At 48.8% G+C, this 17,246-nt stretch carries 16 protein-coding genes and 1 riboswitch; of the genes, 9 read left to right on the top strand and 7 right to left on the bottom strand.

Translation table 11 applies throughout. From position 1 onward, the window contains the following. Window positions 1-24: 24 nt before the first annotated feature. From JYJ62_RS11945 to JYJ62_RS11930, 4 genes are all read right to left on the bottom strand, one after another. A complete protein-coding gene (locus JYJ62_RS11945; protein ID WP_205342451.1) occupies window positions 25-1,632 on the bottom strand; it encodes an FMN-binding glutamate synthase family protein in 1,608 nt (535 codons plus the stop codon). A gap of 65 nt (window positions 1,633-1,697) precedes the next feature. Continuing rightward, window positions 1,698-2,570: a neutral zinc metallopeptidase gene (locus JYJ62_RS11940; RefSeq protein ID WP_205342450.1), complete on the bottom strand. Its 873-nt coding sequence runs from the start codon at window positions 2,568-2,570 to the stop codon at window positions 1,698-1,700. 34 nt (window positions 2,571-2,604) lie between these two features. Then, window positions 2,605-2,979, bottom strand: coding sequence for a hypothetical protein (locus tag JYJ62_RS11935; RefSeq protein ID WP_205342449.1), 375 nt, complete (start codon window positions 2,977-2,979; stop codon window positions 2,605-2,607). Window positions 2,980-2,982: 3 nt separating this feature from the next. After that, window positions 2,983-3,792, bottom strand: coding sequence for a putative RNA methyltransferase (locus tag JYJ62_RS11930; RefSeq protein WP_205342448.1), 810 nt, complete (start codon window positions 3,790-3,792; stop codon window positions 2,983-2,985). Between the two features lie 186 nt (window positions 3,793-3,978). Between JYJ62_RS11930 and tcdA the strand changes: the two genes are divergently transcribed. From tcdA to JYJ62_RS11905, 5 genes are all read left to right on the top strand, one after another. Beyond that, complete coding sequence (tcdA, locus tag JYJ62_RS11925) at window positions 3,979-4,785, top strand: tRNA cyclic N6-threonylcarbamoyladenosine(37) synthase TcdA (RefSeq protein ID WP_205342447.1); 807 nt, start codon at window positions 3,979-3,981, stop codon at window positions 4,783-4,785. 176 nt (window positions 4,786-4,961) lie between these two features. Then, the gene (locus tag JYJ62_RS11920; protein WP_205342446.1) at window positions 4,962-5,726 is read left to right on the top strand and encodes an FKBP-type peptidyl-prolyl cis-trans isomerase; all 765 of its coding nucleotides are present in this window, start codon (window positions 4,962-4,964) and stop codon (window positions 5,724-5,726) included. A gap of 247 nt (window positions 5,727-5,973) precedes the next feature. Further along, window positions 5,974-6,285 carry a helix-turn-helix domain-containing protein gene (locus tag JYJ62_RS11915; protein WP_205342445.1) on the top strand — a complete coding sequence of 104 codons (312 nt, stop codon included), beginning with the start codon at window positions 5,974-5,976 and terminating at the stop codon, window positions 6,283-6,285. After that, window positions 6,278-6,646 carry a hypothetical protein gene (locus tag JYJ62_RS11910; protein WP_205342444.1) on the top strand — a complete coding sequence of 123 codons (369 nt, stop codon included), beginning with the start codon at window positions 6,278-6,280 and terminating at the stop codon, window positions 6,644-6,646. The genes JYJ62_RS11915 and JYJ62_RS11910 overlap by 8 nt, the downstream gene beginning before the upstream one ends. Before the next feature lie 2 nt (window positions 6,647-6,648). Continuing rightward, the gene (locus tag JYJ62_RS11905) at window positions 6,649-7,125 is read left to right on the top strand and encodes a sel1 repeat family protein (RefSeq protein ID WP_205342443.1); all 477 of its coding nucleotides are present in this window, start codon (window positions 6,649-6,651) and stop codon (window positions 7,123-7,125) included. Between the two features lie 113 nt (window positions 7,126-7,238). Here the strand turns inward: JYJ62_RS11905 and JYJ62_RS11900 are convergent, their stop codons facing one another. Beyond that, on the bottom strand, window positions 7,239-9,329 hold the full coding sequence (locus JYJ62_RS11900; RefSeq protein ID WP_205342442.1) for a carboxy terminal-processing peptidase: 2,091 nt from the start codon (window positions 9,327-9,329) through the stop codon (window positions 7,239-7,241). Window positions 9,330-9,458: 129 nt separating this feature from the next. Between JYJ62_RS11900 and JYJ62_RS11895 the strand changes: the two genes are divergently transcribed. Then, on the top strand, window positions 9,459-10,415 hold the full coding sequence (locus JYJ62_RS11895) for an NAD(P)H-quinone oxidoreductase (RefSeq protein WP_205342441.1): 957 nt from the start codon (window positions 9,459-9,461) through the stop codon (window positions 10,413-10,415). A 74-nt stretch (window positions 10,416-10,489) separates the two neighbouring features. Here the strand turns inward: JYJ62_RS11895 and JYJ62_RS11890 are convergent, their stop codons facing one another. Then, a complete protein-coding gene (locus tag JYJ62_RS11890; protein WP_205342440.1) occupies window positions 10,490-11,059 on the bottom strand; it encodes a TMEM165/GDT1 family protein in 570 nt (189 codons plus the stop codon). 7 nt (window positions 11,060-11,066) lie between these two features. Beyond that, window positions 11,067-11,275, bottom strand: a riboswitch (yybP-ykoY riboswitch). A gap of 452 nt (window positions 11,276-11,727) precedes the next feature. Here JYJ62_RS11890 and JYJ62_RS11885 point away from each other — a divergent pair. From JYJ62_RS11885 to JYJ62_RS11875, 3 genes are read left to right on the top strand one after another with little or no spacing between them, the layout of a single operon-like run. Next, window positions 11,728-12,651 (top strand): ABC transporter ATP-binding protein, encoded by a 924-nt coding sequence (locus JYJ62_RS11885; protein WP_205342439.1) that lies wholly within the window; start codon window positions 11,728-11,730, stop codon window positions 12,649-12,651. Then, the gene (locus tag JYJ62_RS11880) at window positions 12,648-13,382 is read left to right on the top strand and encodes an ABC transporter permease subunit (protein WP_205342438.1); all 735 of its coding nucleotides are present in this window, start codon (window positions 12,648-12,650) and stop codon (window positions 13,380-13,382) included. The genes JYJ62_RS11885 and JYJ62_RS11880 overlap by 4 nt, the downstream gene beginning before the upstream one ends. A 2-nt stretch (window positions 13,383-13,384) precedes the next feature. Continuing rightward, window positions 13,385-15,229 (top strand): GldG family protein, encoded by a 1,845-nt coding sequence (locus tag JYJ62_RS11875; RefSeq protein ID WP_205342437.1) that lies wholly within the window; start codon window positions 13,385-13,387, stop codon window positions 15,227-15,229. A gap of 77 nt (window positions 15,230-15,306) precedes the next feature. Here the strand turns inward: JYJ62_RS11875 and JYJ62_RS11870 are convergent, their stop codons facing one another. Continuing rightward, the gene (locus tag JYJ62_RS11870) at window positions 15,307-17,184 is read right to left on the bottom strand and encodes a methyl-accepting chemotaxis protein (RefSeq protein ID WP_205342436.1); all 1,878 of its coding nucleotides are present in this window, start codon (window positions 17,182-17,184) and stop codon (window positions 15,307-15,309) included. Window positions 17,185-17,246: the final 62 nt, after the last annotated feature.

The following is a 17,246-nucleotide window of genomic DNA, read 5'->3' as shown; positions in this document are numbered from 1 at the left end:
CCTATTTAAAGGCCGTTTTTATCGTTATTGTTTGAAAAATGCAAAACTATCAGCGCGTGCCGCAGGCCAGAAACGCTGGAAGACAATGTGCTCGGGCAATTGCTCTGGATTGAGTAAATCACCCGGTTGCAGGTAAGGGTGTAAGGTCGCTAATGAGCGTACCAAGGTCGGCGAGATACGACGAATAAGATGCTCAGGGCCGAGATCTTTTGGATGCTGTAAGCCGGCTGCGGCAACCAGTTCACCTAAAGTCGCTACGGTGCGCGCGTGGAAATGATGTACGCGCGTGCCTTTATCGGGTACATCAAGGCCTTGCCAGCGTTTTGGATTTTGCGTGGCAATACCTGTCGGACAACGGTCCGTATGACACAGTTGTGATTGAATGCAGCCTAAAGCAAACATAAAACCACGCGCTGAGTTACACCAGTCTGCACCTAGCGCTAAAGTGCGAGCGATATCAAAGGCTGTGATGATTTTACCTGCCGCACCGATTTTGATTTTATCACGCAAACCAATACCCACTAAAGTGTTGTGCACGAGCATCAGACCTTCGCGCATCGGTGTACCAATATGGTCAGCAAATTCCAACGGAGCTGCGCCAGTACCGCCTTCGGCACCATCCACGACAATAAAGTCAGGGGTAATGCCAGTGCTGAGCATGGCTTTGGCAATGGCAAACCATTCCCATGGATGGCCGATTGCCAGTTTAAAGCCTGTCGGTTTGCCTCCGGATAAATCGCGTAATTGCGCGATAAAGTGCAGTAATTCTTCTGGAGTGGAAAAAGCAGAATGGGAGGCCGGTGAAATGCAATCTTGGCCTTCAGGGACACCGCGTGTCCGAGCGATCTCGGCGTTTACTTTAGCGCCAGGCAGCATACCGCCATGTCCAGGTTTTGCGCCTTGAGACAACTTTAATTCAATCATTTTGACTTGATCGAGGGTGGCGCGCTCGGCAAAACGCTCTGGACTAAAGGTGCCATCAGCATTGCGAGCACCAAAATAACCAGAGCCCAGCTCCCAGACCATATCGCCGCCCTGTTCGCGGTGATAGCTGGAAATCGAGCCTTCGCCAGTATCGTGGTAAAACTGACCGAGACGAGCACCTTTATTCAGTGCTCGAATGGCATTGGGCGATAAAGAGCCAAAGCTCATCGCGGAAATATTAAAGATGCTGGCGGAGTAGGGCTGCTTACAATCTGGACCACCAATACTGACACGGAAATTATGATCGGTAATTGTTGTTGGGCTGATAGAGTGGTTAATCCACTCATAGCGTGTGCCATACACGTTTTTTTCAGTACCGAAAGCGCGCGTTTCAAGCTCAGATTTGGAGCGTTGATAGACTAAAGCGCGCTGATCATGTGAGAAAGGCACCTCATCATCATCGGCTTCAACGATATATTGGCGCAACATGGGACGTAATTCTTCAAAGGTATAGCGAATATGCGCAGCAATTGGATAGTTACGCCGTAAGGTTGAATGCGTTTGCTGCATATCGATAATGCCTAGCACAACTAAAGCGATACAGAGAACGCTAAGCAGTAACCACCACGGGTTGGCAAAGGCCAAGAGTAGCGTTATCAGGCTACCGAAAATGGCTGCAGCAAAGACTGCGTAACGAATAACAAGCATAAAGTCTCCAGTAAGTGAGTGCTATGGCACCCTAACTAGCGATGCTATAGCGAACCCTGAGTGAATTACAGTCGCTGCGCAGCAAAGGTGTCGCATTGACTGACACTGCCGTATTTATAACCCTGGCTAAACCAACGCTCACGTTGTGCCGAGGTGCCGTGGGTAAATGAATCCGGTATTACCTGGCCGTGAGCCTGTTTTTGTAGGCGATCATCGCCAATCGCTTGTGCGGCATTCAGCGCGTCTTTTAAGTCGCCAGGTTCAAGCCACGCATGACGTTGCTGAGCATGATGCGCCCAAACGCCAGCAAAACAGTCGGCTTGTAATTCCTGGCGTACCAGTAAGCCGTTGTCGCCAGTGACGCGCTCGCCACGCTGTTGAGCCGCCTGTACGCGAGCCGAAACACCCAGTAAAGTTTGTACGTGATGACCCACTTCATGAGCGATGACATAGGCTTGGGCGAACTCGCCGGTGGCGGCAAAGCGTTGTGCCATTTCTTTAAAGAAGGATAGATCTAAATACACCTGTTGATCGCCAGGACAGTAAAAAGGACCGACAGCCGCATCGGCAAAACCACAGGCTGAACTGACACTGCCGTTGAATAAAACCAGTTTAGGATCTTTATAGGATTGACCTGCCTGCTGAAACAGCGCGCGCCAGGTGTCTTCAGTGTCACCTAAAATAGCGCGGACAAAATCACTTTGAGCATCATTACGAGGGGGCGCTGGCTGGCTCACCGCACCTGTATTAATCCCGCCTTGGCCAAGCGCTTGCTCGGCAAGATTGCCGACAATTTGCAGCGGATCTTGGCCACTCAGTAAGCCGATAATAACGATCACTGCAACCGCGCCTAAGCTCAGGCCTTTGCCGCCCAACGAACTGCGTTTGCCACGTTGGTCGACGACGTTGTCACTGCGACGTGCTTTTTTCCAGCGCATAAGAGATCCTCTGCTTAGCTCAACCGACTCACGACTAAGACGTGTGCCATATAATGCTTTCTATACTGCCGTCGGCGCGGACCTGTAACCAGCTGTCAGCGTCGGCTTCGCCATCAGCTTCTTGCCAACTACCCGGAGCACAGCGCACATTGACTTGGAGGAGGTCTGCGGCAGTTTGAGCACATTGCAGATCATCAGCCCAAGGGGTGCTATCGCTTTCTAGTAGCAAACTGTGCCATTTACCGACTGCTTGCTCAAACCAAACCACTGCAATGCCAGCACATTGGCAGCGTGAGACACGTCCTTTTTGCTGCCAGACACAAGGCGCATCCAACGCTGCAGTCAGCCACGTACTAATGGCTTCACGGTTGCTATCTTTTATGTAAATTTCAATATCGGGTTGGCGCATCAATTAGGTTTCCGTTTTTTCGATCCAATCATAACGAATCGCGACTGTTGTCGTGAGTGTGTTTTCAATCACTGCCTCGCGTCGTTGGGCGTTAGCACGCCAACCGTGCGGGGTCATCGCTAACAGATCGCTACGTGCTTTAGCATCGTTTAGAGTAAGGGTAAAGCGCAAGGTTTCACTGTGTACGAGCTGCATGCCTGCAGGGATCAGCTGTAAGTGTTTACTGTCATCATAACTGCGAACTTCATCATACAGTTGTTGACGTAACTCTAGCAGGTGATCACTGCAGGGTCCCATTCTTAATAACGCGCCGCCCGGGGCGAGTACGCGTTGTGCTTCTTGCCAATCGAGAGGACTGAAAATACTGGCAATAGCTTGGCAACTATTATTAGCTAAGGGTAAGCGTGCCATGCTGGCGACCAGCCAAATGGTGCTGGCATCACGCTTACAGGCCTGTTTTACTGCTTCACGGGAAATATCTAAAGCATAGCCTTGGCTATCGGGCAGGGCTTTAGCAATATGCGCGGTGTAATAGCCTTCACCACAACCAATATCCAGCCACTGTTTTGGCTGACGCTCTTGCATGAGCGCAGCAAAACGTTCTGCTAAAGGAGCGTAATGATCGGCTGAGAGGAAATTGCGACGCGCTTGCACCATCGCTGGATTATCACCTGGAGCACGGCTGTTTTTATGTTGGACTGGTAATAAATTGATATAGCCTTGGCGGGCACGGTCAAAGCTGTGCTGATAGATGCAGCGCAAGCTGTTGTCATGCGCGGTCAGTGCCGCTTGGCAGATAGGGCAAATAAGCATGCCAGTCACCGGACCTTAGAAGATTAAGAGAGGTATTAAAATACGCATGTGTCTACGCACTATTGTGCAGGACAACGCTGCGTAGGACAGTAAGTTTTTTATATAGTGTAGTGAAACAGCCTCTGTTTTGTAAGCACTGCGGGGATTACTGTTAGAATGTGGCAGCGATTTTATTGAGGTTGTCTGATGGATGATTTGCGTTTTGGCGGCATTGCCCGCTTATACGGCGTTGCAGGCTTAGAGCGTTTAGAGCAAGCGCACGTTGCTGTGGTGGGTATTGGTGGCGTTGGCTCTTGGACCGCAGAAGCATTAGCGCGCTCAGGAGTGGGCGAAATCTCTTTATTTGATTTGGATGATGTCTGTATTACCAATACCAATCGCCAAGCACACACCTTAATAGACACTATTGGTCAAACCAAGGTTGATGTGATGGCGCAACGTCTGCTGGCGATTAATCCGGCCTGTAAAGTACATGCTGTCGCGGATTTTGTGAGCAGAGAGACGATGGCTGAATACATCACTGAACAGCTCGATTGTGTCGTCGATTGTATTGATAGCGTACAGGCCAAGGCCGCGCTGATTGCGTGGTGCAAGCGCCGCAAAATTCAAATCATTACCACGGGTGGTGCTGGTGGACAGATTGACCCGACGCAGATTCGTGTGGGTGATTTAAATAAAACTTTTAATGATCCGCTCGCCTCTAGGGTGCGCTCATTGCTACGCAGTGATTACAATTTTTCCCGCACTGCAACCAGTCACTACAGTGTACCTTGTGTGTTTTCTACCGAGCATTTGTGTTACCCCAACCCGGATGGCAGTGTCTCCAAGAGTAAAAGCTTTGTTGGTGATGGCGTGAAACTCAATTGTGCGGGTGGTTTTGGTGCGGCGATGACGGTGACTGCAACCTTTGGTTTAGTCGCTGCGGCACGAGCGATGGATAAATTGGTGGCTGGCGCGCGCAGGCCTGCAGAGCGCCGCGTTATTGAGAAGTGATCGAAGCAGAAGCATTTCTGCGATCCATGACTGTGCTATCTTCAGCAGACACTAAAGTATTGAACTAACTCACAGTTTTACCTTCTTAAGACGGTAGCCAGTTAATAGGGTCGGCTGTTAAGATCGTGACCTTTGAACACCAAATAAGCCGTAAGGCGTAAGGCAAGGACATTATAATGAAGTTACATCGTTTAGCGGCTTCGGTTGCTGTGCTCACCCTCGTGTTAGCAGGTTGTGATAACAAAGCAGCGGTAAGTTCTGATTTAAAAACACCAGCGCAGAAAGCCTCTTACGGTATTGGTCTTAGCATGGGCAAAAACCTCAGCCAAGACGGTATGGATGATCTTGACTCGCAAGCAGTAGCATTAGGTATTGAAGATGCTTTAGCTAAAAAAGATCAGCGTCTGACTGATGAAGAATTGATGGAAGCCTTTGGTTTCTTACAGGCGCGTGCACAAGAGCGTACGTCTGCATTGAATGATAAAACAGCCAAAGACGGTGCTGCTTTCTTAGTAGAAAATGCTAAGCGTGATGGTGTGAAAAGCACCGAGTCAGGCTTGCAGTATGAAGTGGTTAAGAGCGCTGAAGGCGCGCAACCTAAAGTCAGTGATGTCGTGCGAGTGCATTACACCGGTACTTTGGTTGATGGCACTGTGTTTGACAGTTCAGTCGAACGTGGCGAGCCCGTTGAGTTTCCTGTCGGTGGTGTGATTCCTGGCTGGGTTGAAGGCTTACAGTTGATGAAAATTGGCGAAAAGTACAAGTTCTATATTCCAAGTGAATTGGCATATGGTGCACAAAGCCCAACACCTGATATCCCAGCGAACTCCACTTTGTTGTTTGATGTTGAGCTGCTAGATATCGTTGGTCAGCCTAAGGCTGAAGATGCTGGTGCAGTTGAACTTGAAGCAACTGAACCTGCGGCAGTGACTGAAGAGTAATATTTTCTCTTCGCTATAAAACGCCTCGCTCTTATAAGCGGGGCGTTTTTGTTTGTGCGCAATAAAATATATCGTTGGGGCGGAGTCGTTAGACCCCGATTAAAAATAACTACGGCTGACTTAGACTTAACTGTTTGTCGCATGAGGCATTTGAGTGCCGGGGTGTGTTGTTGCCTGCCTATGTATTTTTCAGCACTGTGGCGTAGTATAAGACATTATTTGCAGCTGATTTGGATTGGGTAACGCTATGGATATACAAGTGATTGCGCGTGACGGTAAACCTGAGTATGCGGTGCTGCCATGGGAGCAGTATCAGCAACTGTTAAGGGATGCTGGACGTGATAAGCCAGCAGCGGAGACCCCGCAACCTTTAGCCAATTTGCGTGAATTAAAAGCATTGCGTGAACAAGCGGCTTTAACCTTGGAAGATGTAGCGCGTGAGGCGGGTATTAGTCCGCATTATTTGCAGATGATTGAGAGCGGTGAGCGCGAAGTCAGTGATGTTGTAAAGCGTACCTTAGCTCGAGCCTTAAAAGTGTCCGGCTGGCAAGATGAGTGATGTCTTGATGCTTAGCGCAGAGCAGCACAGCGGTTTATTAAAACTACTGGCGGCAACGCAGCGACAGCGTGGCGTTATTACCTATCGGCAAGTTATTGAGCAATTACAATTGCCAGCGCCGAGCGTGCGGCGCTTAGCCAGCGCATTAGAACAGTTGGCGTGTGCCGATCACGCACAGGGCTGGCCATTGCGCAGTGCGTTGGTGGTCAGTCAAGCACAGCCAGCGCATCCTCAGCTGGGTTTTATCCAGTGTGTGCAAAAACTAGGATGTTTTCAGGCGACCATTGATGAAGCCAATGTCGCCGCTTGGCTCAGCGCCGAGCTGGCGCAGGTGTATCTATTTAGCTATCCAGAGGTGTAAATATGTTATTTGCTAAGTTACGTGCGCAGATCGGTTATGCCATTGCTCGCAAGCTGTTTAATCAGCGTTGGGCAGTTGAAAATAAGCGAGTATGGCCATGGATGCAAGAACGCTTTGCGCGTATGAGTAGCTACGATGATGTGTCGGCGCGTGCGTTTTATGGGCATGTGTTGTTGCATCGTGGCCAGGGTTTAGGCGCCAAAAATGAAGGTTTGCGCTTGCTGCGTTTAGCCGCAGAAGCCGGCGATGCCAAGTCAGCTTATCAGTTGGGCCTATACAGTTTAAAGGGTGCGATAAATCAGCCTGCTGATGCTTTACAAGCCGCTCACTGGTGGGAACTGGCCGGACGTGCTGGACATCCATTAGCGCTACGACGTTTATTGGAACTCTATGAGCAGGGCGGACCACAACTGCCTGCTAGCGTAGAAGATGCGCAAAGGATCAAACAGCAGTTAGCGATTACCCAGGGTTTAGCATAAGACCGAGGTGTCGCACTGCTTGAGGCTTAACTTGGTGTTGCGGACATGTCCTAGAAATAATTATCCCGCCATCGAGGCGGGATAATTATTTTACAGCAAGAGATCAGCTGATTTTATTGACGGCTGGCGACGGGTACTAAGCTCAACCAGTCCAATAAAATCCGTCCGGTTTCAGCTAAGTAAGCATCTTCTTCTGGTTTGGTTTTCTTATCTTTTTCAGCCGCTGCAACGTGATCTTCTTCATCGTCTTTGATCATCGTTTTCAGTTGCTCTTCACCTTTCTTAATACGGCGAGCATTTTCAATATCGAGTTGTTTTTTCTCGATTTTGGCATACTGCGCACGACGCTCGACTTCATTTAGACTGACTTCAGTGTCTTGCATTAAGCGCTGAGTTAAGGCTAAACGAGCACGACTAAAGACAAAGTCTGGATCTTCATCGGTACGCGCATCGTGACGCGCTTTAAGTTCGGCAATAAACGGTTTAAATGGATCATTGGCCGGTTCTAAAGCGGGCTTAATGCTATCCCAAGGCATGGCTTCAGGTAAGGCGCTTTCACCAATCTCAGTAATATCCATATCGGCTGGGTAGCTGATGTCAGGAATCACACCTTGGTGCTGGGTACTTTGACCTGAAACGCGGTAGAACTTGGCTAAGGTTAACTTCAGCTCACCATGATTCAGTGGCTGGATGGTTTGCACTGTACCTTTACCAAAGGTTTGTCCGCCAATAATTAATGCACGGTGATAATCTTGCATGGCACCGGCGAAAATCTCTGAGGCAGAGGCGGATAAACGGTTAACCAAAACGGTTAGGGGACCCTTATAGAAGGCACCTTTATGCTCGTCAGCCAATACATCAATGCGGCCATCACTGTTGCGCACTAGCACGGTTGGTCCTTGCTCAATAAATAAGCCAGTCAGTTCCGTTGCTTCTTGTAATGAGCCACCGCCGTTGTTGCGCAGGTCAATGACAATGCCTTCAACCTTTTCTTTTTGCAGTTCAGTGATCAGACGTTTGACATCACGAGTGGTGCTTTTGTACTCAGGATCGCCAGCGCGGTAGGCCTTAAAGTCTAAGTAAAACGCTGGGATTTCAATCACCCCGAGTTTATAGTCACGACCTTCTTTGGATAGATTGAGAATCGACTTTTTCGCCGCTTGCTCTTCTAACTTGACCGCTTCACGCGTAATAGTGACGGTTTTGCTGGTTTGATCAGTGGGCGCATTACTCGCTGGAATAATTTCCAGACGTACTTGCGAACCTTTTGGACCACGAATCAGCTTAACCACTTCATCTAAACGCCAGCCGATGACATCAACCAGCTCTTTATTGCCTTGGCCGACGGCAATGATTTTGTCGGCAGGAGCAACCAGCTTACTTTTTTCTGCGGGACCAGCAGGGATTAAACGAACAATTTTCACGTGCTCATTATCACCTTGCAGCATGGCACCAATCCCTTCAAGCGAGAGGCTCATGTTGATGTCAAAGTTCTCCGCGTTATCCGGTGACAGATAGGTGGTATGCGGGTCATAGGTTTGCGCAAAAGCATTGATGTAGGCTTGGAAAACGTCTTCGCTGCGCGTTTGTTGGAGACGCTTCTTTTGGTTTTTATAGCGTTTGACCAATAGTGTCTCAATCGCTTGCGGTTCTTTATTAGCGATTTTTAAGCGTAATACTTCATCTTTTAAGCGCTTACGCCATAAATCTTTGAGTGCGTTCTCATCAGGCGCCCATTGGGCTTTTTCGCGATCGGTCTCAAACGATTCGGCGATGCTAAAGTCAATTTTAGCAATCCCTTGGTTCAGTTCGCCCAAGGCGTAATCTAAATATTGGTCTAAACGAGTCAGTTGTTGATGATACATCGCATAGCCTGGCTTGAGGTTGCCGGCTTTAAGGAAGTCATCAAACTCTGTTTCCCAGCGATCAAACTCTTGAACATCCTTTGCGGTAAAGTACATTCGCGCAGGGTCAAGCATCTTTAAGTAGCCTGCATACATTTTACGTGAGCGGGCATCATCCAAAGGTGGTTTGCTGTAATGATGGCGCTTAAGCAGCTCAACAACATTAAGGCTGGCAATCATTTGGTCGCGATCGGGTTGTAAATAGTCCCATTGTTGTGCTTTGCTCACTGCATACGCAGCAGGTAAAGCTGCTAGTCCAATGACTAAAGCCAAGGCTGAGCGAGTTAAAGTGTGCTTCATGCTGATTCTTCGTCTGAGTGAGTAATGACACATGTTAGGCCACCTAAAGTGTTTACAGTTCCATTGTAAGCTGTATTCAACCAATAAATAGCTATAGGTTATGTTTATGATTACTGATATGGAGGCACAATGAAAGCATTACAAGGTAGTGAAGGTCGTCCACGATTAATTGAGTGTGCAGCGCCGATCTGTGCTGCTGGTCAAGTACGTATTCGAGTTGTCGCGGCGGGTCTTAACCGTGCCGATTTACTGCAAGCAGCAGGTTTATATCCACCACCGCCAGGCGTCAGCGATGTGCTGGGTTTAGAGTGTGCTGGGGTCATTAGCGAAGTCGGTGAGGGCAGTGCTTGGCAGGTGGGTGATCGCGTCTGTGCTTTATTAGCAGGCGGCGGTATGGCAGAGGAAGTGTGCGTCGATGCGCGTCATGTGATGCCGTTGCCGCAAGGTTTAAGCATGTTAGAAGCGGCTGCTATTCCTGAGGTGTATGCCACCGCTTGGCTCAATGTATTTCAGTTGGCGCAGGTGCAACCCGGTGAGAAAGTTCTATTGCACGCTGGGGCTAGTGGTGTTGGTTCAGCGGCGATTCAGTTGTGTAAAGCCTTTGCTAGCCCGTGCTGGGTCAGTGTTGGCTCGGCTGAGCGTTTAGCCTATTGCCAAGCACTCGGTGCCGAAGGTGGCGTGGTACGTGGCGATAGCATTGACGGCTTACAAGATTTTGCCCCCTTTGATGTCATTCTTGATCCGGTGGGTGCCAGTTATGCCGCACAAAACTTGAAAATGCTGGCGCTGGATGGGCGTTGGGTGAATATTGGCTTGATGGGTGGTCGCCGCGCTGAATTGGACTTAGCGCAATTGCTGGGTAAACGTATTCAGTTGATTGGCTCTACCTTACGCAGCCGCAGTGATGCCTTTAAAGGCGAACTGGTCGCGCAGCTGACTGAGAAAGTTTGGCCATTGTTTGCCAGCGCTGCGCTACAAGCGCAAGCGGATGAAGTGTTTGCTTGGACAGATGCCGAAGCAGCTTTTGCACGACTGGCGAGTAATCAGGTTAACGGTAAAGTGGTACTGCAGATCTCAGAAGAGTAAGCAGACGGTACGCTGCCTGGCGCGAGAGGATGTTAGTCCTTGGTGACGCGCTAGGCAGGGTTATTCTGTTATTGCTACAAGCTGAATGCTTGCCATGCGCAGTAGAGCGCGAACGCTAAAAAACCTGTGGCAGCCAGAGTGCGGATCAGTTTGAGCGGTAAGCGTTCCGCGGCAAAATTACCGACTAGCACAACCGGTGCATTGGCCAACAGCATACCAATGGTGGTGCCGCCGATGACCATCCAGAAATACTCAAATTGTGCGGCGAGCATAACGGTAGCGACTTGAGTTTTATCACCCATTTCGGCAATAAAGAAAGCAATCACAGTGGCGATAAAAGGACCGTGTTTGACCGCAATCTGGCCGTCATCATCGAGTTTGTCCGGCACCAACGTCCAAGCCGCAACGGCGAGAAAGCTGGCAGCCAGCAGCCACAATAATGTCGATTCTGATAAAAGTTGAGCAATTTGGTGGCCAAGACTGGCGGCCAAGAAATGATTAGCTAAGGTTGCGATTAAGATGCCGGCGATGATAGGAATAGGTTTGCGATAGCGTGCAGCCAGCAGCAGGGCAAGCAATTGGGTTTTATCACCGATTTCTGCTAAAGCAACAATGCCGGTGGAGACCAGTAGGGTTTCAAACATCGAATAGACCTTAGGGCGGACAGATTAGACAACCATGACACACACAGCCTTGCCACCCGGTAAGGTTATGTATGTCATGGGTCTCGTCAGCCACAGTAATGCGCTATAACACTATGCGTATCAACTGAGGTGTACACGCCATGATCGGTTGATCAAGTATGTTGACGTGCACGCTGTGGATCATTCCACAGCAGACTACTCCCCCAAGACGGCGATGATACTAAGTAATTTTTACCTTTAAAGCAATGGGCTTTAGCCGTATTAGCGCGGTGTATTATCATCTTCGGTCACTTGACGGATCGAAAGACTGATTTCTACTGAGCGTACCCGTTTGGCAGTGTTTTCAGACAAAGAGTGCAGCTTGAGGTATAGCTTAACTGATCTCACGGATTGCTTTGCAACCCATCCCCCTTGAACAAGATTTGCAACAATGCACAGGCCAAGCAACCCAATAGTAGGTAGATCCTTTAAGAGGATTAGGCTTTTTGCAAATATTGATAGAGTAAAAGAGGCGCTCTGCAGTGATAACGCGAGAAAGGCCATTTAAATGCACGGCTTGGCTGTTATGCTCTTTCTTTTTTAAATATGCAGTGGCGCAGTTCTGCAGTTTTCTTCAGCCTCTTTATAGTTGGCAGTAGACCCGTAGTGATGGTGGGGTAGGAATCATAATGATAAAAGTAACGCACTTAACCAAACGCTTTGTGCAAAAGGTGGCGGTGGATGACCTGTCATTTACCATTGAGCCGGGTGAGGTGGTGGGTTTTTTAGGTCCAAACGGTGCCGGTAAATCCACCACAATGAAAATGCTGACCGGGTTTTTACCCCCCTGTGAAGGTAAAGTTAGTATTTGTGGTTTTGATATTGGCAAGCAGACCTTACAAGCGCAGCGCCAGATTGGCTATCTGCCAGAAGGTGCGCCCTGCTATGGCGATATGACAGTGGCTGAGTTTCTACATTTTATTGGCCAAATTCGTGGCTACCGTGGTCAAGAACTCAAACAACGTATCGCTCGAGCCATTGCTCTAGTTGAATTGCAACAGGTGGTTGAGCAAACGATTGATACCTTGTCTAAAGGCTTTAAACGTCGTGTTGGTTTAGCCCAAGCCGTGCTGCATGATCCCAAAGTATTGATTCTTGATGAGCCCACTGACGGTCTCGATCCTAATCAAAAACATCAGGTGCGCAAGCTGATTAAAAGCTTAGCGGTGAATCGTATTGTGATTATTTCCACCCACATTTTAGAAGAAGTCAGTGCCTTGTGTACGCGAGCAATGGTGATCAGTCACGGTCGTTTGTTGGTGGATGAAACGCCTTATGAGTTACAAAGTCGTTCGCGTTATCACCAAGCTGTAACGATTTTGGCCGAGCAGCCGGTGGATCGCTCATTATTGCAGGCGTTACCAGGCGTTGCAGGAATAGAAGATAATCCGTTGGATGGCAGTATCACTGTATTAGCCGAAGCGGGTCAGGTGATTTTTCCAGTAGTTAATCAATTAATCCATGCGCAAGGCTGGCAAGTGCGCGAATTGGAAGTGGAGCGTGGCCGTTTAGACGAAGTGTTCCGTAGTTTGACCCGTGGAGATGCCGCATGAGACAGCTACCTATTATTTTTAAACGCGAGTTCTCCAGTTTTTTTGCCACACCTTTAGCCTATGTGTTTTTGCTAATTTTTCTGGTGCTCTCCAGTGTTTTTACCTTTTACTTAGGTGGTTTCTACGAAAGCGGTCAAGCCAACCTCAATCCGTTCTTTAACTTTCATCCATGGCTGTATTTGTTCCTCGTGCCGGCGCTGGCGATGCGCATGTGGGCGGAGGAACGTAAAAGTGGCACCATTGAATTGTTGATGACTTTACCCATTACTCGCTTTGAAAGCGTGGTCGGTAAATTTTTAGCCGCGTGGGTATTTGCCGGTATTGCCTTATTGCTGACCTTTCCCATGGTGCTGACGGTGAATTACTTGGGTGATCCTGATAATGGCGCGATTTTGACCGGTTATGTCGGCAGTTGGTTGTTGGCTGGCGCTTACTTATCCGTTGGCTCCTGTATGTCGGCGTTGGCAAAAAATCAAGTAATAGCCTTTATTTTGACCGTCAGCGTATGTTTTGTCTTTGTCGTCAGTGGTTTTCCATTGGTGCTCGATGCTTTTAATGGCTGGGCGCCGCAATGGTTGCTGGATGCAGTGGCGTCTTTTAGTTTCTTAACGCGCTTCCAAGCCATCAGTAAGGGCGTGATTGATGCGCGTGATCTCCTGTATTTCCTAAGTTTTATTGCAGCTTGGTTGATGGCTACTGCGGTAATGATTGATTTGAAGAAGGCGGAGTGAGCATGAGACGATTAATGTATTCCAGTGTTGGCTTAGCACTGATTGCGGTGGCGTTTGTCGGTTTTAATGTGCTATCCAATAGTTTGCTTAAAAATACTCAGCTGGATTTTACCGAACAAAAACTCTACACCCTCTCCAGTGGTACCAAGCAGTTACTGAGCGAACTGCAAGAGCCTGTCAGTTTGCAGTACTTTTACTCCAATAAAGCCACTCGCGACGTCCCGATGTTACGCAACTATGCGCAGCGGGTTGAAGAGTTGCTGGATGCCTATGTGCGTATGGCCGATGGCAAACTGCACTTAGAGGTGATTGATCCAGAAGCTTTCTCGGAAGATGAAGATCGTGCAGCAGCTTTAGGCTTACAAGCGGTGCCTTTAGAGCAGGAGGGGGCGCAACTGTATTTCGGTTTGGCTGCACAAAATACTCAAGGTGATCAGCAAGTGATTCCGTTTTTCGCCTTAGATCAAGAAGAGTTACTGGAGTATGAGTTAAGCCGTTTAATTAGCAGCTTAGCGCAACCTGAACGTCCAATAATTGCTGTGTTATCTGGCTTACCGCTCAGTGGCGGTTTTGATATGCAAGCAGGACAACCGCGGCCATCTTGGACCATTCTTGAAGAGGTGCGTCAACAATTTCAGATTGAAAGTTTAAAGAATGATATTGATCTGATTCCAGAACAGGTCAGCACCTTGCTCTTGGTGCATCCGAAAAACCTCAGCGAAGCGACGCAATACGCCATTGATCAGTTTGTGTTGGGTGGCGGTAAGTTATTGGTTTTTGTGGATCCCTACAGTGAAGCCGATACCGGTATGGGCATGCCGGGTGAGTTGGCTGTGGATAAAGGTTCAGACTTGCCGGCGCTGTTTAAGGCGTGGGGTTTGCGTATGCTGCCGGATCAAGTCGTCGGTGATGGCGCTTATGCTATGTCAGTTGCTGTGGGTCCGCAGCAGCGTGCGGTACGGCATCTGGGCTGGTTAACCTTGCCCAAAAAAGCACTTGATAGTACTGATGTACTGACCTCGCAACTCAGCAGCATTACTTTAGCTACAGCGGGTATTTTACAGCCGCAGGACGGCGCGAAAACACTGTTTACGCCGTTATTGTACAGTTCTGAATATGCGATGCCATTTGCCACAGAGCGCTTTGCTATGCTGGAAAATCCAGAAGAATTACTGGCGGAGCTTGAACCCACGGGTGAGCGTTATGTGTTGGCCGCACGCATCTCTGGGCCAGCACAGACAGCTTTTGCTCAGGGGATTGAAGGGCGCGAGCAAGGGTTGCAAAGCGCTGACAATATCAATGTCATTGTCGTGGCTGATAGCGATATGCTCAGTGATCGCATGTGGGTGCATGTGCAAGATTTCTTTGGTCAACGTTTGCCACAACCTTGGGCAGATAACGGCAGTTTTGCGATTAATGCGCTGGATAACTTGTCCGGTTCGGATGCCTTAATTAATATTCGCTCACGGGGCAATTTTAATCGTCCCTTTACCATGGTCGATACTTTACAGCGCAGTGCACAAGAACGTTTTCGACAAACAGAGCAAGAGTTACAAAACCGTTTAGCCGCCACAGAAGAAAAGCTTTATGTGTTACAGCAAGCCATAGATCCAGAGCAACACTTAGAGCTGACTGATGAGCAGCAAGCCACTGTGCAGCAGTTCTTACAAGAGAAGCTGCAGTTGCGTAAAGAGTTGCGCGAAGTGCGTTACCAGCTCAACGCTGATATTGAGTCGCTGGGTACTAAACTGAAGTTCTTTAATATTGGGGTGATGCCAATCTTACTGACCTTTATGCTGATTATGCTCAGTTTGTCGCGACGTATTCGGCGGATGCAGGTGCATTAAGCTAGGGCAGAGCAGAGACTGAGTCATAAAAAAGCCAGAGCCATACAATAATGGCGTCTGGCTTTTTTGGCCAGTGGTTAGATGCGGAAGCTGTCCACCAGATGTTTTAAGCGATTGGCTTGTTGTGCAAGGTCTTCACAGGCACGCAGGGTTGCTTGTAAGTTTTCTACGCCCTCTTGATTCAGTGTATTGATTTCGGTGATATCGATATTGATCGATTCAACCACTGAGGTTTGCTCCTCGGTCGCTGTGGCTACGGACTGGTTCATGCCGTCAATGTCTTCGATTTGCTTGGTCACTGTACCTAAAGACTCTCCGGCTTGATTGGCAATAGTGACGCTGTCTTCACTATGGCGCTGCCTTTCAGTCATCGTGGTGACTGCGTCACGTGAACCGACCTGTAACTCTTCGATCATTTGTTGGATTTCTTGCGCGGATGTTTGAGTGCGATGCGCCAGATTCCGCACTTCGTCGGCCACCACCGCAAAGCCACGGCCCGCTTCACCTGCGCGCGCGGCCTCAATCGCGGCGTTGAGAGCAAGCAAGTTGGTTTGCTGGGAGATGCTTTGAATCACTTCAAGTATCTGGCCAATATCGACTGTCTTGCTGTTCAGTATCTCAATATTGCTGCAAGAACCGCTGATTTGTGCAGATAGAGCGTTCATGGACTGAATGGTTTTGCCGAGAACTTGACGACCGTCTTCTGCTTGTAGACGCGCTGAAGAGGCGTGATTGGAAGCATCTGCGGCGTTACGAGCGATTTCCTGAGTGGCTGCACCGAGCTCATTAATCGCGGCGGCAACACTGCTGGTTCGGCTGGCTTGCTCATCGGAGTTGAGCATCGAGGCGTTGGATGCGTTAGCCACCAGTTTAGCCACCTCATTCACCAGCGTGGTCGCGGACGACACTTCGCTAATGGAGCTGTGAATACGTTCAACAAACTGATTGAAAGAGCCAGCAAGTTGGCCGAACTCATCGTTTGATTGGATCTGCAGACGCTTGGTTAGATCCCCTTCGCCTTGAGCGATATCACGCATTGCTTGACTCATGGTATGGAGCGGTTGCATTAGGACGCGGATGAGCATACCCAGCAAGGTAATAATAATGATCACGGCAATAATAGTGGCAATGATTGCTGAGGCGCGAAACTCGCTGAGCATTTCATAGGCTTGGTCTTTATCAACGGCTAATCCAATGTACCAATCCACAGTCGGTAGGCCTTTGATCGGTGCGAAGGTTAGAATTTGTTCCGTACCATTCAGTGAGGTTGCGCTCATACTGCTGTTAATCAGCGGTGTACGGTCTGGATAAACGTGTTTAATGGACTTGTTAACCACTGTGCTGTCAGGGTGAACCAGTATTTTGCCGTCGGCGCTGACCAAGAAGGCATAACCCATGCCATCAATTTTTAAGCTGGCCAGTGTCTTGGTAAGCGTTTCTAGACTTAAATCTCCACCGACCACGCCGACTCTGTCTGCTGGAGTGGCAATAGTAATTACGAGCTTATTGGTAGAGACATCAATATAGGGCTCTGTCAGTGTGGTTTTGCCAGCGCTACTGGCATCTTTATACCAAGGCCGAGTACGAGGGTCGTAGTCGTCAGGAATGGTATCTTTAGGTCGTGAAATAAACTGCCCGCTGCGCGTGCCGAGATAGGTGTACAAAAACGTATTGGCCAGTGCTTTTTGCTCAATTAAGCTAATGACCTGAGCGTCTTCACTGTCACGAGCTACAGATTGTGCAGTGCTTTCTAGCAGTAGGATACGTCCTGATAGCCAGTTTTCAATCGTGCTCGAGCCAAGATTGCCAATTTCATTAAGGTAGTTTTCTAGGTCATTTTTAATTGCATTGCGCTGTAAATAATCGTTATACAGGGTAAACACTGAAAAGGCTGTTATCACTACCAGTGAGGCGGCGAGAAGAATTTTGTGACTGAACTTGAGGTTTTTAGTCATGGACATGCTTCCAGTAAGCTAATCGGTGGTTTTCTCTTACAGGAAACTGTTGATGAGCAGTT

This window comes from Denitrificimonas caeni, assembly GCF_905120345.1.
GTDB classification, from domain to species: Bacteria; Pseudomonadota; Gammaproteobacteria; order Pseudomonadales; family Pseudomonadaceae; genus Denitrificimonas; species Denitrificimonas caeni_A.
The sequence above is the reverse complement of the archived record's forward strand: the minus strand, read 5'-3'. Positions and strand labels throughout refer to the sequence as shown.